The following is a 14,016-nucleotide window of genomic DNA, read 5'->3' as shown; positions in this document are numbered from 1 at the left end:
GGCGGAGCGCGAACACGCTCGAGGTGCGCACGGCCCGGTGACGAAACGCGTATAGCCGCGTAGACCCGAGTTTGACCAATGCAACGGCGCTATCTGTTGCTCCTGGCGATTCCCCTGCTGGCGCTGCTCGCCCTCGGTGCGCTGCCCGGTCTCATCGGCGGTGGCGACGTCTACTACGTCACCGCGAGCGAGACCGAGACGGTCGACGGCGTCCCGGCCGACGAGAACGTCAGCGAGACGATTCCGGCGGCGAACCTCTCGACGAACCGCTTCCCCTACATCACGGGCGCGCTGGCCGATGGCACCTCAGAGGCCTACGAGGAGGGACGCTTCGGCTTCGAGGAGGCGTTCACCCACACGCCGTTCGAGGAGTTCGGCGAACTGCGGGTCCGGGAGGGGGCGGCGACCGACGGAGACGTCGCCTACCTGGAGGAAAACGGTACGGTCTACCGCCTCGAGATTACGGACGACCCTGACCGATGACGACGAGCGACGGACACGACTGGCGACACCTCGAATCGCACACCGAGTACGCGAACGGCTGGTACGACGGCGGCTACGACCTGCTCGCCCAGCCCGACGGCAGCGAGAAACGCTACTACTGGGCCGAACTGCCGCCCGCGGTGGTCGTCGTCGCGCGCGTCGACGGCGTCGCCGTCCCCGACAGCGGGGAGGGGGCGACGAGCGACGAGGACCGACTCCTCTTCGTCGAGCAGTACCGGCCGACGATCCGTGAAACTCACCTCGAGTTACCCGCGGGCGTGGTCGAAGACGGCGAGTCCTACACGCAGGCTGGCGCGCGCGAACTCGAGGAGGAGACCGGCTTCCGTCCCTCGAGCACCCTCCTCCTCCAGGAGTACGCCGTCGCGACCGGCGTCTTGCGCCACCGCCGCGGCGTCGTCTACGCCGAGGGACTCGAACCCGGCGACCGGGACCTCGACAGCAACGAGTTCATCGAGGTGCAGACGGTGCCGGTGAGCGAGGCGCTCGAGCGGGCGCGCGAACAGCCAGCGAACGACTCGACGATCAGCGCGCTGTTGCTGGCGCAGGCCGACGGACTCCTCTCAATGTAGCGGAAACCCGGAGGCTTATCGGAGCGCCCGCCCTACTCGCGGGAAGATGGACGGCGAAATTACCCCCGACGACGTGGCAGCTCTCCTCGAAGAGAACGCAGCGGCCGTACGCGTCGTCGACATCCGCGACGCGAACAGTTTCGAGCGAGGACACATCCCCGGCAGCGAGAACGTCCCGTTCCACGAACTCGGCGCACGAATCGAGGAGTTCGACGGCGCCGAGCGGGTCGTCACCGTCTGCCCGCACGGCAAAGCCAGCGTCCAGGCGGCCAGGCTCATCGGCTCGTACGAGGGCAGCGCCGACGCGACCGTCGAGAGCATGGTCGGCGGACTCGAGTCCTGGGCCGAGGAGTTCGACCTCGTCGCCGCGGAGTCTGAGTCGGCGGCGGACGGGGCGAACGCACCGTTCTGAGACGGGACGCGGGCGGTTTCTGACGTGAGCGGCCGCTCGCGCCCGCGGGCCGTGTGAGAAAAACGAATCGGGACGAGGTCAGACCATCGAAGCGTCGTCAGGCGACGTTGAAGCCGCGTTCGCGGAGGAAATCCTCGATGCGGCCGGTGTGGTTGCCCTGAAGTTCGATGTGGCGGTCCTCGACGGTGCCACCGCAGGCGAACTTCGACTTGAGATCCGACGAGAGACTGTCGAGGTCGACGTCCTTCGGATCGAATCCTTCGATGATCGTTACCTCTTTACCGTATCTGCGCTCGTCAATGCGGATGTTGAGTTGCTGCTGGCCCTTCGCCACGTCCTCGCAGACGCAAAGCTCCTGGGGCAGCCCGCACGTCGAGCAGACTTCCGACATTACACCTGGTGGTACGAAAGGCCCGTATTAAACACTATCGGGAGGTATACGCCTCGCGTGTGATTTGTTCGGCGAGCGACTGACGCGAATCGAACGCCGGAGCGGGCCGTGAGAACGCGGCTCGGACGGCTAGCGGAAGAACCGGCCGACCAGCGGCAGCCGCTCGCGAACCATCGCGTCGACGAGCGCGACCGCCTCGTCTGCCTCCTCGCGGCTGACGGTCTCGCCGTAGCGCGCCCGCTCGTAGAGCCGTTCGACGCGTTCGACCCGCGGGTCGAGCGAACGCAGGCTCGAGAGGGCGGCGAGATACTGACGCGGCGACTCGGCCGGCTTTCTCGAGCGGTACCGCCGCGCTAAGAGGAGCTCGAGTCTGTCGTAGGCGCGTTCGACGTCGCGGGCGGGCGTCCGCTGGCGTCCGTTCCAGTGGAGGTGTGCCTCGCGCGTGACGCGGGCAGTCGCCCCGCTCCGGTGTGCCCCGGCGGCGAGTCCGACCGCCAGCGCGAGTCCGACCGCCAGCGTCTCGAGGGCGATGCCACCGGTCCCGCCCTCTCGGTCGTCGTCACCGCCGCTCTCGTTCTCGGGCGGGTCTTCGAGGAGGTCGTCGTCGAAGTCCTCGGGACCGAGCGCACCCTCGGGCCGCGTCGGGGTCTCGCCCGAGTCGTTGTCGGAACCGAGACTCTCGGCCGAGGAGCCGGGTGCTGCGGGCAGGTCGGTGGGATCGAACGTCTCGTTCGTCGCGTCCGGGCCGGTAGTCTCCCCGTCGGGTGCGTCGGCGTCGGTGACGCCCGCGGGCGGGGTGTCGCCCACGGGAACCGGCTCGCTGGCGTCGGTGTCGACGTTCGACTCGCCGCCGTCGCGGGCGTCCTCGAGTCGCTGGTCGTGTTCGTCGTCGCGCTCGCTCGGCGGCGTCGGTTCGAAGGCGACCCAGCCGTGGTCGGGGAAGTAGACCTCGACCCAGGCGTGGGCGTCGAGACCGCGGACGACCCACTCGTTGTCGTCGACCTGCTGGCCGGTCGTGTAGCCGGTGACGTACCGCGCCGGAACGTCCTCGGTGCGCAGCATCTGGACCATCGTCGTCGCGAAGTAGACGCAGTAGCCCTCGTCCATCTCGAGGAGGAACGCCTCGGCGACGTTGCCGTCGGGTTTGGTGACGTTGAGCGAGTAGGACTTCGAGGTGCGGAGGTGGGTTTCGATCGCGACGGCCGTCTCGTAGGGCGTCTCCGCGTCGGCGACGACCGCCGCCGTCTCCGCCTCGAACGCGCTCGAGGTACCCTCGGTCGTCTGGAGGTACGTCTCACGGACGTCCTCGGGGTAGTCCGTACCCGCCTCGCGGAGGTCGTCGGGGGAGGCGTTGACGAACGCGCTCTCGACGTTGTAGACGTCGCCCTCGATCAGCGGCCCGTCGGGGACGACCTGGTCGTGGGTCGTCACCAGCGTGTTCGCCGTGGCGTCACCCTCGATGGTGATCGGGTGCGGTGCCGTCGGCATCACGCCGGTGTCGGTCTCGACGAATACCGTCTGCCTGACCGGGTCCGTCGGGCCGGGTGGTGAGGAAATCGGCCCGTCGTAGGGATCTTCCTGTCCGGTTCTGATCCAGGCGTCGCCGGCGAACCGGTCGTAGACACCCGTCCGCCAGTAGGACGACTCTTCGCTCCGAACCGTAAAGCGTACCTCCGGGGAGAGGTCGACGCTGCCCGTGATCTGTGAACGCTCCTGTGAGCCGGTTACGGAGCCTTCGAGCGTGCCGTCGTCGTCGCTCTCGACGAGGAACGTCGGGCCTGCCGTCCCGCCGGGGACGAACGTGATCGACAGCGAGAGGACGACCATCGCCGCGAAGAGCACGACGAGGACGTCCGCCTGTGCGATCGTCCCCCGGCGGCGCTCGAGTTCGCCGAAGCCGACGGTAGCGATCGCACCGAGCGTACCGACGAGCGGTGTGACGCCGGTCGCATCGCCCGTCAGGACGAGAAACAGCAGGGCGAAGCCGCCGACGGCGACGCTGAGGACGTACCGCCGGCGGAGGGCGAGATACCAGGAGAGAAACACCGGTCCGGGGGCGAATCCGAGCGTCCAGACGCCGGCTTCGACCATACGGACGACCTCGAGTCCGGTGACGAGTGCGACCGTATCCGAGAGGAGGCGGTCGGTAGCGGAGAAGACGGCACCGATGCCGATACCGGAGACGGTGAGGTAGTAGGCGAAGCCGAGTCCACCGGCCGTGAGCGCGAGGAGCGTCGCCGTCCGCGGTCGGATCGCTCGAGCGAAGACCGTCGCCCCGACGCCCATCACGAACACGACCGTCAGTAGCTGCTGGGTACCCCCGACAACCGCGGTGACCCCCTGGAGGACGCTGACGTACGACGCCGTCAAGACGAGGACACCGACGAGGGCGAGAAGTCTGAACGAGCGAGGTGAGACGCCCTCGTCGAGACCGACCGTGGCCGTCGGCGAGCGACGGTGACGCTCGGTGGCCGTGCTCACGCGGCCACCTCCGAGGCGGTGTCGCCCGAGTCGGGCCACCGGTCGCTCCCCTCGAGCGTCGTACGGAGGTGGTCGAACGGGAGGTCACGCTCACCGACGCGAACGACCACGCCGCCGTCCGAGGCGACGATCACGACGTCCGCCTGTCGTCGGCGCTCGTCGGTGAGCGCGCCACCAGCGGTGCGTGCGAGGAGCCGATACAGGTGGTGGCGCCGGTCGAAGCCCCCGTCGGTTCGGACGGACCCCTCGGCGACCGTGAGTTCGACGTCGACGTCCAACTCGAGGAGAAACGCGACCACGCTGGCAGCAGCGCTCGCCATCTCGTCGGCTGTCTCCGGGGACGACTCGGCGACGACGTCGACCGCACCGGCGGTCTCGTCGGCGGCGAACCGTTTGACGATGAGGTCCCCTTCGGGGCGTTTGGCCGTCGACTTCCAGTGGACGTCTCGCAGCGAGTCGCCGCGGTTGTACTCACGCAGCGAGTCGAACTCCTCTCGGCGCTGCTCACGGGCGGCTTCGGCGAGCAGCCGGAGGTCCTGGCCCGACGCACTTCGGAGGTCGTAGACGGCAGGGTAGACGAGGACGGACACGGTCTGGGTGTACTCGAACCGCCGTGAGACGAGACCCAGCACGTCGGTGACGGTGATCGAGAGCGGGCCGACGCGGTGTTCGCCGCGCGTCTCGAGCGTGAGGTCGTAGCGATAGCACGTATCGGCCGTGAGCGTCGTCTCGGCGGAGTTGCCCTCGGTACCGAGTCCCGCACCGACCCGGTCGGCGACGGTCGCCGCGGTCGGCCGCTCGGCCGAGATGTCGACGGCGACCGGACGGGTCTCACCGGGGAATCCCTCGTCGACCGCCCGACGCTCGACCGTCGGCCGGCCGATCCGATACGTCGAGATAGCCGCCGCGAGCAGGCCGACGAGCAGCGGCGCGACGAGGGCGTTCAGCGAGCGCTCGCCGTACCCCCAGGCCATGAGAATACAGAACGCGACGACCACGACGACCCCCCAGCCGCGACGCGTGAGGTGCATCACTCGACCGGAACCCGCTCGAGTGCGTTCGCGACGACGGTCGCCCCGGCGCGCGCGGCGTCGGCGTTCGTCTCGGCCGCCCGTACCCGGTGGCTCAACACGAGTGGCGCTTCGTACTGGAGGTCGTCCGGGAGGACGTACTCGCGCCCTTCGAGGACCGCCCTGGCCTGTGCGGCCCGAACCAGTGCGATCGTGCCGCGCGGGCTGACGCCGAGTCTGGCGTGGTTTCGGGTGTAGGCCGCCAGCCGGGTCGCGTACTCGCGAACCGGTTCGCTGACGGTCACCCCCGCGACGGTCTCGCGTGCCCGGCGGATGTCGGTGACGTCGGCCACCGGTTCGAGGCTCTCGATCGGGTGGTTGCCGACGGTGCGCGCGAGCATCTCCGACTCGGCGGCCGCGTCGGGATAGCCGAGCGTGAGTTTCTTCATGAACCGGTCGATCTCGGCGAACGGGAGGTCGTAGGTCCGGTCGGGTTCGATCGCGTTCTGGGTCGCGACGACGGTGAACGGCTGGGGGAGCCGTCGGGTCGTTCCGTCGACGGTCACCTGCTCTTCTTCCATCGCCTCGAGCAGCGCAGCCTGAGTCTTCGGCGGCGCACGGTTGATCTCGTCGCCGAGGACGACGTTGGCGAAGACGGGACCCGGCTGGAACTCGAAGTCGCGGTTCTTCTGGTTGAAGACGTTCACGCCGGTGATATCGGAGGGGAGTAAGTCGGGCGTGAACTGGACGCGACGGAACGTACAGTCGATCGACGTCGCGATCGCTCGCGCGAGCATCGTCTTCCCGACGCCCGGGACGTCCTCTAAGAGGACGTGGCCGCGGGCGACGATGGCCGTGACGACGTGTTCGATCTCGTCGTCGTGGCCGACGATCACGCGCGAGACGTTCTCGGCGATGTCGGTACACAGCTGCGACGCATCGGCTACCGAGAGCGGATCGACGCTCTGCTGGCTATCCTCGTATCGGTGTGTGGTGTCGGCATCAGTCATCGGTCACTCTCACCAGGGGACCCCACGGCGGCTCTCTGCTACGCCGTCAGGGTCTCACGGATATATGTTTTGTGTCAATCAAATCGACAGTGATCGATTCGGCGACGTTCCGACGCCCGGCTTTCGCCGTCGATACAGGTAGTCAGGGTCTAGATCACTATAGTTCCCACACCTACACACGTCGGAGCGGTCGCTCGAGGAGTGACGATCAGAGAACGATACCTCCGACGTGTGCGTCTACAAGCGCTCGACGTTCGTAGCGCGCGGACCCTTGTCCGCTTCGACAATTTCGAATTCGACCTCCTGACCCTCCTCCAGGTCGGGACCACCGACGTCTTCCATGTGGAAGAAGACGTCGTCGTCCGCGTCGTCAGTCTCGATGAATCCGTAACCGCCAGTGTCGTTGAAGAACGCGACCGTACCTTTCGCCATTGCAAGTGCACAGAGTCACGACTGGAGCATAAAGGTATTGGGTACCACGGAGGTGAAGGCGCGGGCGCGCACCCGGAGACGAGCAGTCTCGGCCGTCACACCGTCACTACCAGCGCTTACACGACTCACAGACGAACGGCGCCTCGTCCCCACGCCACACCCGGCTGACGCGCTCGCCACAGCGATCACACTCGTACGGTCCCCACGCGTACGTCGCCAGCGCGGGTTCCACCTCGCCGTCGGCTACTCCCTCACCCGCCACCGCTTCGCCCACCGTGGTCTCCTCGCTCACCGACCCATCACCCTCCTCGCTCACCGACCCGTCACTCGAGTCACCACCCTCCTCGCCCACCGACCCATCACCCTCCTCACTCACCGATTCGTCACTCGAGTCACCACCCTCCTCACCCGCTTCGCTCGACGCTCCCGCCTCGTCCACCGTCTCGAGAAAGTCACGCAGCGTTGCCTCGTCGCTCACGCTCGAACCGAGGGGCGCCCCGGTCTTAACCGCTGTGACCGTCGTGGTCGACCGGCACGGCCAAGTACCACCGACTGTAAGCCCCCCGCATGAGCCTCGACAGCGTGCTGGTAGTAAACACGATTCTCGACGAAATCGTCGAGATGAACGAGTACTTCGCGGACGTCGCCCTCGGCGACGGTCTCGCGCCCGTACTGATCGCGATGGGAACGCTCCTGATCGTCTTCTCCGTCGGCGTCTTCGGTCTCCTCACACTCGGTGCGGCCGGATCGCTGTTCAGCTTCGACTGACGCGCTCGAGCGCCGACGCGGCCAGTTCGATCCCCGTCTCGAGATCCGGCCCCAGCGGCGAGCCGACGACGACGCCGTCGACGGTTTCGAGCATCGACGCGAAGCGCTCGGTGACCGTCTCGGGCGTCCCCGCGACCGCGAACGCGTCGAGCATCGCGGGCGTCACCCGCGCGAACGCCTCGCCGAGCGCACCGCGCTCGAGCGCCTCGCTCACCCCCGCCGCCGCCTCGGCGTCGATGCCGTGGCGCTCGAGCACCGGCGGCGCGACGTCGCCGGTGATGAACGCCACCGGCGGCCGGGCGGCCTCGCGTGCGGCGTCGGCGTCCTCGGCGATGCTCACGCTCGCCCACGCCAGCACGGAGACCGGGTCGCGCGCCGCCTCGCGCTCCGCCGCTCCCTCGGCGACGCGCGCGCTGGCCCACTCGAGATCGGCCGGGTGTGAGGCGTTCACCAGCACCCCGTCGGCGTGTTTTCCGGCCATCCGGAGCATGTCGGGTCCCTGCGCGCCGACGTAGACCGGCACCTCGCAGGGCTCGAGGTTGAGCGAGACATCGCGTGCGGTGAACGTCCCCTCGTGGGTGACCGTCTCGCCCGCCCAGAGGTCGCGCGCGACGGCCGCCGTCTCGAGCACCCGACGCAACGGCCGCTCGCGTTCGATACCGAGCGTGCGCAGCGTCGAGCGGTCACCCGCGCCGATCCCGAACAGCGCGCGGCCGTCGCTGACCTCCGCGAGCGTCGCCGTCCGCGCGGCGAGCGTGACCGGGTGTGCGTCGTAGGGGTTGACGATGCCCGGCCCGAGTGCGAGGTCCTCGGTCCGGGCGGCCATCGACGCGAGCGTCACGAACGGATCGCGGTTGAAGTAGTGGCTGCTGGTGAACGCCGCCTCGAAGCCGACAGACTCGGCGAGCGCGGCGAGGGCCGCGATCTCCTCGGGCGGGTGCTCGGGCGTGAGTTCGATCGCGCGCGTGAACGCGGGCGAGGTCATCGATCCCCCTCCGGGGTCCACTCCCACTCGCGCAGCGCCTGGCGGACGAAGTCACTCTCGAGGTCGCGAAACAGGTTGTCGCTCCCGGCGTGGTCGCCGAACTCCCAGTCGCGGACGACGACCGCGGGCGTCCCGCCAGCCCCCTCGCCGGTGACGAGGTTCGCCGCGCTCGCGAGTTCGTCGACCACCGACTGGACCGTCACGCCGAGTTCGCGGCCGTCACGGTCGGGTTCGCCCCGCCAGTCGCGGCTCGCGGGGATGCCCGCCCAGCCGATGGCGACGCCGCGCTGGCCGTAGCGAAACGGCCGCCCGCAGGTGTCGGTGACGACGACGGCGACGTCGGCGGGCAGCGCCTCCCGGATCCGGGCGGCCGACTCACCCGGGCGCTCGGGGAGCAAGAGCAGGTCGTGGTCGGGAACGTTCGAGCGGTCGATGCCCGCGTTGACGCAGACGTGACCGAAGCGCGTCTCCGTCAGCAAGAACGGTTCGTCCATCACGAGGTCGGTGCTCTCCTCGAGCACCGCCTGGGCGAAGCGGGGGTCTTTCTCCTCGCCGGTGCGCTCGGTGAGCCGTGTGGCGATCTCGCTGGCTCTGGGCCCCGCCGGGAACGCCTCGAGATCGGCCATCCGTCCCTCGGCTTTCGAGACGACCGTGCTCGCGATCGTGAGCACGTCGCCGTCTTCGAGGTCGGTCCGCTCGGCGACGAGTGCGGCGAGGTCGTCGCCCGGACGGACCTCGGGCAGGTCCGGTACCGCCTGTAGGTGCATACCCGATGTGTGGCGAGCGCGGGCAAAAGGCCACCGTCAGCGGAGAGATCGGCCGAACCGATAGTACTCCACGGCCACTGGCAATAATTATCGAGATCTGAAAGTGAGAATATGTTAGTATCATATCCAAATACATCAGATAAACACATATATCAGCCATCGTGGTAGCCAGTGGTGATGTCGAGAGACAATTCAGAGCAGACTCGGCGAAACGTTTTGAAAGGACTCGGAATCGGCGCGGTCGGTGCGACAGGCCTACTCGGTGCAACGACGACTGGTGTCGCTCACGAAGATATCGACACCGCGTTCGCAGACGACACTTTTGTTCGTCCTGGAGAAGAACTCAACCTGCGAGTCGAGTACGACTCGAGCGTCGGAGACGACCACTCTTTCGAAGTCTATCACTGCGACTCGAGTTCGCCGTGCAGCAGCATCAACGACATGGACTACGTAGAGACGCTCGAGGACTCAGTCGACTACCTTGGAGCGTCCTACGACAACCCAGGATTCTACACCGTGTTCGCCGACGTCGACACCGGCAGCGGCACTATTTTCACGGAGTTCGATTTCGTGGTCAGCGAAGAGGATCAGTTACTCACCTTCCCTGAGGCGAAGGTCGATGCCGGTCCAACGAACGAAATCGTCGTCTCGGAAAACGAGGAAGTGACACTCTCGGGTGCGGACTCAGAGTGGGACTGGAGTGACGTCAACGGTGCAGAGATTACCGAGTACGTGTGGAGCGGCGACGGAGTGGGGCTTGCGGTTGGCGACGAGGTCACCATCTCGTACGAGGAAACGGGAACGTACACGGTCACGCTCCGTGTCACAGGTGAGGTGCCGAAAGAAGAGTTCACCGCGATTACCGTCCAAGAGGACCCCACAGCGGCCGACACAGTCGACGTTACGATTCACGTCATTTAACTCGAGGACAGAGTCGACTCGCTGTACTATGGACGGCTGAGACGAAAAACGGGACTCACCGAGGAAGCTAGACGGGGTGCCGACACAGACCACACTCGCAGTCTGGAGTCCGAGCGTGACCTCGTAAGCGACTCCTCCTCCGAAGCCGTCAGTCCCGGTATGGAGGATAGCGAGACAGTACCGGTCGTGACCGCCTTTCTCAGACACCGCGGCGAGATACTGCTGCTCGAGCGCAGCGACGCGGTCGGCAGCTACGCAGGTTTCTGGGGCGGCGTCTCGGGCTACGCCGAGGGCGGCCCGGACGAACAGGTGCGCAGAGAGATCAGAGAGGAGACCGGTCTCGAGGAGGCGGTCTCGCTCGTCCGCGCCGGGCGACCGGTGCGCGTCGAGGACGAGGACCTCGAGCGGACCTGGCGCGTCCACCCGTACCTCTTCGAGTGTGCGTACAGGGACGTCGAACTGAGCGAGGAGCACGTCGATGCGGAGTGGGTGTCGCCGACGGCGATACTCGCAGAACGCGAGACGGTGCCGATGCTCTGGACGTGTTACGAGCGGGTCGCGCCGACGGTTCGCTCGATCAGCGCCGACGGCGACCACGGCGCGGCCTACCTCTCGATCCGGGCGCTCGAGGTGCTTCGCGACCGGGCGGCGCTGCTCGTCGCCGAGCGCGAGGGGGCGGGCGAAGTCGACGGGGCCGAGGAGTGGGACGAACTCCTCGCGCTCGCCCGGCGGGTTCGCGAGGCACGCCCGAGCATGGCGGTGCTCAGAAACCGGGTGACGCGAGCGCTCGGCGAGGCGGCCGACCGTGACGCAGAGAGCGCCCTCGAGTCGACGGTCGCGGCCATCGAGCGGGCGTACGCGGCGGACGAGGGGGCCGCCCGCGTCGCGAGCGAGTACGCGAGCGGGCGGGTGTTGACGCTCTCACAGTCCGAGACGGTGCGGGCGGCGCTCGAGCGCGGCGGGCCGAACCGGGTGTTCGTCGCCGAGTCGCGGCCCGCCGGTGAGGGAGTCGAGACGGCCGAGGCGCTCGCCGAGGAGACGGCGGTGACGCTGCTCACCGACGCGGCCGTGGCGCACGTCCTCGCGCGCGGCGACGTCGACTGCGTGCTCGTCGGCGCGGACACCCTCGTCCCGGACGGGCGCGTGGTGAACAAGGCCGGGACGCGCGCGGCGGCGCTCGCGGCCAGCAACGAGGGCGTGCCGGTCTACGTCGCCAGCGCGAGTGAGAAGGTCGCGACGAGCGCGGAGGTCGCCCTCGAGTCGGGGCCGGCCACAGCGGTCTACGACGGCGAGGCCCGCCTCGACGCGATCAACCCGACGTTCGACGTGACGCCCGCCGACTGTGTGACGGGCTACCTGACCGAAGACGGGCGACGCTCGAGTGGCGACATCGGCGAGGTCGCCGCGGAGGCGAGCGCGCTCGAGAAGGAGGTGTGGGGCGAAGCGGTGGAGTGAGCGGGCGCAGACGAGAGCGACAGACGGAAACACCCCCGCCGTGTAGGCGCTGGCAGGCGGCGGTGACGAAGAGTTACCCCCTCCGAGCCCCTTGTGACGAGGGCTTTTCCCCGAGCCGCCTGCTGTGAACGGCCAGCGAGTGTTCTCCGGGACGGGTGTGACGAGCGCGTACAGGACAGCCGCAGGCTCGAGCGGCCCCACGATGGATGTACGTACCTGCCGACCGTAGCCGACGGTATGCTCTCGAGACGGCTCTCACGGCTCGGCGTCCACGAGTCGGTCGACGCGGTGTTTCCGGCGGAACGACTCGAACAGGCGCTCGCGGACGACCCAGCCGACCTCGACGTGGCGGTCGTCGGCGACGACGGCATCGGAGACTGTGACGCGGTCGTCACCCTCGAGTACCGCGAGGCGTTCTGTGACCTCGCGTGGGTCCACTCGATCCAGGCGGGTGTCGACCGGTTTCCGCTCGAGCGTCTCGCCGAGGCAGGCGTCGTCCTGACCAACAGCACGGGCATCCACGGCCGGACCGTCGGCGAGACGGTCGCGGGCTACCTGCTCGCGTTCTCGCGGCGACTCCACGACCACGCGGCGAACCAGTGTGCGCGCGAGTGGGACCAGCCCGCCTGGGACGAGGCGTTCACGCTCCCGGGGACGGCCGCCTGCGTCGTCGGCACCGGCACACTCGGGCGGGGCGTCGCCGACGTACTCGGCGCGCTCGGCGTCGAGGTGATCGGCGTCCGACGCTCCGGGGAGGCGGTGCCCGGCTTCGAGGACGTCCATCCAAACGAGGCGCTGCTCGAGGCAGTGGGCGGCGTCGAGTTCGTCATCGCCACGGTGCCGCTGACCGCCGAAACCGAGGGGTTGTTCGACGCCGCGGTGTTCGCCGCGATGGATGCGGAGAGCTACTTCGTCAACGTCGCACGCGGCGGGGTCGTCGACGAACCGGCACTGGTCGAGGCGCTCGAGTCGGGGGCCATCGCCGGGGCGGCGCTCGACGTCTTCGAGACCGAACCGCTCCCGGCCGACTCGCCGCTGTGGGACGCCGAAAACGTGATCGTCACGCCCCACTGTGCGGCGTTCACCCGCGACTACTATCGGGATATCGCCGGGCTCGTCACCGACAACCTCGAGCGGGCCGCGGCGGGTGAGGCGCTCGAGAACCGGGTCGTCTGAGCGGGGGTCTCAGAAGAACTTGAAGAGGTCGTCGCGGCGGTGGTCGTGGAGGTGGGTTCTGACCGCCTCGGTGAGCGGGTCGATCTCGCCGCGTTTGGCGGTGATGGGGGCGACCGTGTCGCGCCACTGCTGCCACGGCGGGACGAGACCCAGACGGTCACAGAGGTCGTCGAGGCGCTCGTCGCGGTCGCTCACCTTGTCCATCTTGTTGACGGCGACGACCGTCGGTATCTCGAGGTCCTGGAGGAAGTAGAACATCTCGACGTCGTAGGGAATCTCCTCGTCGCTCGAGTGGCGGTCGATGATGTCGACGACGCTCTTGCCGTCGACGACGAGCACCGCGACGAGGATGGCGTCGGCGTACTCCTCGAGGTAGCGGACGACGTCGGTCTTGATCTGCTCGCGGTACTCACTGGGGACGCCGCTCATGAAGCCGAAGCCGGGGAGGTCGGTGATGACGAAGTCCTCGGAGACCCAGTCGTAGTGGTTCGGCTTGCGGGTGACGCCGGGCTTGCCGCCGGTGTCGACACGGTGGCCGGTCAGCTCGCGCATGAGCGTCGACTTTCCGACGTTCGAGCGGCCGACGAGGACGACTTCCGCGCTCCGCTCCGGGCGAGTGTCGAACATACTCGAGGTGGGAACGCCCGGGTAATAAGGCTCGCGAGGGAGGCGCTCGCGGGTCAGGTCGGAACTTCGATAGATTCTTGTCGAATGTCCGTCGAATCATCGGCATGGAGCGCCCCCTCTCGCGTCGCCGGGTCGGGTCGTGGCTGTCGGCCGCGCTCGTCCTCCCGCTCGCGGGGTGTAGCCAGAGCGGTGAGACGAGCGTCGTCGACGAACCGCTGTACACGCTCACGATATCGCTCGAGCGCGAGGACGGGACGCCGATCTCGGCCGGTGTGATCGTCCTCGTCACCGTCGAGGCGGAGCGGCTCACCACGGAGTACCACGAGTCGGACATCGACGACGGGACGGTCCGTCACGAGGGTGTCGCCGGCGAGTACCTCCTCAGCGTGGAACCGGCCGGTGACCGGGCGTTCGAGCCAGTCGAGACCGACCTGACCGTCGAGAGCGACGAGCGGGTGACGCTGGTCGTCGCCGAGACGAGCTGATACGGATGGGTGCCATCCAGCCG

At 68.1% G+C, this 14,016-nt stretch carries 17 protein-coding genes; 8 read left to right on the top strand and 9 right to left on the bottom strand.

Annotated elements, in window-relative coordinates; translation table 11 throughout:
- Window positions 1-78: 78 nt before the first annotated feature.
- Genes N0B15_RS14525 through N0B15_RS14515 form a run of 3 tightly spaced genes read left to right on the top strand, consistent with a single transcriptional unit; the run spans window position 79 to window position 1,485 of the window.
- A complete protein-coding gene (locus N0B15_RS14525) occupies window positions 79-483 on the top strand; it encodes a hypothetical protein (RefSeq protein WP_263020436.1) in 405 nt (134 codons plus the stop codon).
- Window positions 480-1,073 carry an NUDIX hydrolase gene (locus tag N0B15_RS14520; RefSeq protein WP_263020435.1) on the top strand — a complete coding sequence of 198 codons (594 nt, stop codon included), beginning with the start codon at window positions 480-482 and terminating at the stop codon, window positions 1,071-1,073. Before N0B15_RS14525 ends, N0B15_RS14520 begins: the two co-directional genes overlap by 4 nt.
- Window positions 1,074-1,119: 46 nt before the next feature.
- On the top strand, window positions 1,120-1,485 hold the full coding sequence (locus N0B15_RS14515) for a rhodanese-like domain-containing protein (RefSeq protein ID WP_263020434.1): 366 nt from the start codon (window positions 1,120-1,122) through the stop codon (window positions 1,483-1,485).
- 97 nt (window positions 1,486-1,582) lie between these two features.
- Here the strand turns inward: N0B15_RS14515 and yciH are convergent, their stop codons facing one another.
- The 6 genes from yciH to N0B15_RS14485 all read right to left on the bottom strand — a co-directional run bounded on the left by yciH (window position 1,583) and on the right by N0B15_RS14485 (window position 7,287).
- Window positions 1,583-1,876, bottom strand: a complete 294-nt coding sequence (gene yciH, locus N0B15_RS14510; protein WP_263020433.1) for a stress response translation initiation inhibitor YciH — start codon at window positions 1,874-1,876, stop codon at window positions 1,583-1,585.
- A gap of 129 nt (window positions 1,877-2,005) precedes the next feature.
- Entirely contained in the window at window positions 2,006-4,357 is a 2,352-nt protein-coding gene (locus tag N0B15_RS14505) for a transglutaminase TgpA family protein (RefSeq protein WP_263020432.1), read from the bottom strand.
- Entirely contained in the window at window positions 4,354-5,388 is a 1,035-nt protein-coding gene (locus tag N0B15_RS14500; RefSeq protein WP_263020431.1) for a DUF58 domain-containing protein, read from the bottom strand. The genes N0B15_RS14505 and N0B15_RS14500 overlap by 4 nt, the downstream gene beginning before the upstream one ends.
- On the bottom strand, window positions 5,388-6,377 hold the full coding sequence (locus N0B15_RS14495; protein ID WP_263020430.1) for an AAA family ATPase: 990 nt from the start codon (window positions 6,375-6,377) through the stop codon (window positions 5,388-5,390). The genes N0B15_RS14500 and N0B15_RS14495 overlap by 1 nt, the downstream gene beginning before the upstream one ends.
- Before the next feature lie 237 nt (window positions 6,378-6,614).
- Entirely contained in the window at window positions 6,615-6,809 is a 195-nt protein-coding gene (locus N0B15_RS14490; RefSeq protein ID WP_263020429.1) for a cold-shock protein, read from the bottom strand.
- A 106-nt stretch (window positions 6,810-6,915) separates the two neighbouring features.
- Complete coding sequence (locus N0B15_RS14485; protein ID WP_263020428.1) at window positions 6,916-7,287, bottom strand: DUF7573 domain-containing protein; 372 nt, start codon at window positions 7,285-7,287, stop codon at window positions 6,916-6,918.
- Between the two features lie 89 nt (window positions 7,288-7,376).
- On the opposite strand from N0B15_RS14485, the gene N0B15_RS14480 reads away from it, so the two are divergent.
- The gene (locus N0B15_RS14480) at window positions 7,377-7,577 is read left to right on the top strand and encodes a DUF8024 family protein (RefSeq protein WP_263020427.1); all 201 of its coding nucleotides are present in this window, start codon (window positions 7,377-7,379) and stop codon (window positions 7,575-7,577) included.
- Here the strand turns inward: N0B15_RS14480 and N0B15_RS14475 are convergent.
- Window positions 7,564-8,562, bottom strand: coding sequence for a 5,10-methylenetetrahydromethanopterin reductase (locus N0B15_RS14475; RefSeq protein ID WP_263020426.1), 999 nt, complete (start codon window positions 8,560-8,562; stop codon window positions 7,564-7,566). The two genes, N0B15_RS14480 and N0B15_RS14475, sit on opposite strands and share 14 nt — an antisense overlap.
- Window positions 8,559-9,329 (bottom strand): coenzyme F420-0:L-glutamate ligase, encoded by a 771-nt coding sequence (locus N0B15_RS14470; RefSeq protein ID WP_263020425.1) that lies wholly within the window; start codon window positions 9,327-9,329, stop codon window positions 8,559-8,561. The genes N0B15_RS14475 and N0B15_RS14470 overlap by 4 nt, the downstream gene beginning before the upstream one ends.
- A 441-nt stretch (window positions 9,330-9,770) precedes the next feature.
- Between N0B15_RS14470 and N0B15_RS14465 the strand changes: the two genes are divergently transcribed.
- The 3 genes from N0B15_RS14465 to ddh all read left to right on the top strand — a co-directional run bounded on the left by N0B15_RS14465 (window position 9,771) and on the right by ddh (window position 12,881).
- Window positions 9,771-10,250: a PKD domain-containing protein gene (locus N0B15_RS14465; protein WP_263020424.1), complete on the top strand. Its 480-nt coding sequence runs from the start codon at window positions 9,771-9,773 to the stop codon at window positions 10,248-10,250.
- A gap of 159 nt (window positions 10,251-10,409) precedes the next feature.
- A complete protein-coding gene (locus N0B15_RS14460; RefSeq protein ID WP_263020423.1) occupies window positions 10,410-11,705 on the top strand; it encodes an eIF2B alpha/beta/delta subunit family protein in 1,296 nt (431 codons plus the stop codon).
- A gap of 237 nt (window positions 11,706-11,942) precedes the next feature.
- Window positions 11,943-12,881, top strand: a complete 939-nt coding sequence (gene ddh, locus N0B15_RS14455) for a D-2-hydroxyacid dehydrogenase (RefSeq protein ID WP_263020422.1) — start codon at window positions 11,943-11,945, stop codon at window positions 12,879-12,881.
- 9 nt (window positions 12,882-12,890) lie between these two features.
- Here the strand turns inward: ddh and engB are convergent, their stop codons facing one another.
- Window positions 12,891-13,508 (bottom strand): GTP-binding protein EngB, encoded by a 618-nt coding sequence (gene engB / locus N0B15_RS14450; RefSeq protein WP_263020421.1) that lies wholly within the window; start codon window positions 13,506-13,508, stop codon window positions 12,891-12,893.
- Between the two features lie 104 nt (window positions 13,509-13,612).
- Between engB and N0B15_RS14445 the strand changes: the two genes are divergently transcribed.
- A complete protein-coding gene (locus N0B15_RS14445; protein WP_263020420.1) occupies window positions 13,613-13,993 on the top strand; it encodes a hypothetical protein in 381 nt (126 codons plus the stop codon).
- Window positions 13,994-14,016 lie beyond the last annotated feature (23 nt).

This window comes from Natronobiforma cellulositropha, from assembly GCF_025629245.1.
Taxonomy (GTDB): Archaea; Halobacteriota; Halobacteria; order Halobacteriales; family Natrialbaceae; genus Natronobiforma; species Natronobiforma cellulositropha.
The sequence above is the reverse complement of the archived record's forward strand: the minus strand, read 5'-3'. Positions and strand labels throughout refer to the sequence as shown.